Raw genomic sequence first — 832 nt, 5'->3', positions numbered from 1 at the left:
GATGGCGAGGCGTTCGTATTTGTCGCCAACTCCGAGCACACCTTGCATGGCTCGCTTCAGGGCATAGAAACCACCGGCAGTCAGCAGGAGGTTACGGATGCGGTTATCAAGCCGTGCAATGCCCTTTTCTGCCACGCCTGCATTGAGAGCCATTCTCGAAAAGCCCATGCGACTGAAGATCGAGCGCGACCTGCTGGCCTTGCGCTGTAGTCGATCCAGTGATGTCGTTGTGGCCTTCAGCTCCGTCTGCAGTCTCTTTTGCTGCTGATTGAGCTCACGATTCGATAAGCCATTCTTCTGCAGTTCACCACGCAGGCCCGTCAGTTTCTTTTTCTGGTCTTGAAACTGTGTGGATAACGAAGAGACTGTTTTACGGGCTGAGGCCAGTTCCTTCTGCAGCTTTTTGGTCGGCTTGCTGGCTTCGGACTGCTCCCTTGCCAGCTGCTCAACCTTTAACTTTGCCTCCCGGTATGCACGCCCTGCCTTCTGCACGGCCTCCGACTGGGATTTGAACGCCGTCAGCAGGCGGGACTGCTGCTCGAGGGTTTTGAGGCGGGTCTTCAGCGCCTCGGACTCTTTATCCAGTCGGTTAAAAGACCCCTTGGTCGTGTCTGCATTACGGCCCACATCCCGAAGCTGGGTGCCGACCTTTTGCAGTGTCCCCTTGGCCAGATCCCTGGCCCGGATGACGATATTCAGGACTTGGTTACGTGCCATGTCTCAATCCCTTGAGCCGTGAAAAAAAAGCCACCAGCCCTTACGGAGTGGTGGCGAGTGCGCTTGCAGGAGATTCTTATTGTTGTTGTTCGTTAAAGAGCCTGCGCCACTTTCA

1 protein-coding gene is annotated in these 832 nt (G+C 55.4%); it reads right to left on the bottom strand.

Features of this window, described 5'->3' with window-relative positions; translation table 11 throughout:
* Positions 1 to 717, bottom strand: a 717-nt coding sequence (locus E1189_RS00895) for a hypothetical protein (protein ID WP_155158240.1), incomplete at its 3' end; no start/stop codon positions are given.
* Positions 718 to 832: the final 115 nt, after the last annotated feature.

This window comes from Parendozoicomonas verongulae (assembly GCF_009711465.1).
Classification (GTDB): Bacteria; Pseudomonadota; Gammaproteobacteria; order Pseudomonadales; family Endozoicomonadaceae; genus Sansalvadorimonas; species Sansalvadorimonas verongulae.
This window is presented reverse-complemented; position numbering and strand designations above follow the sequence as displayed.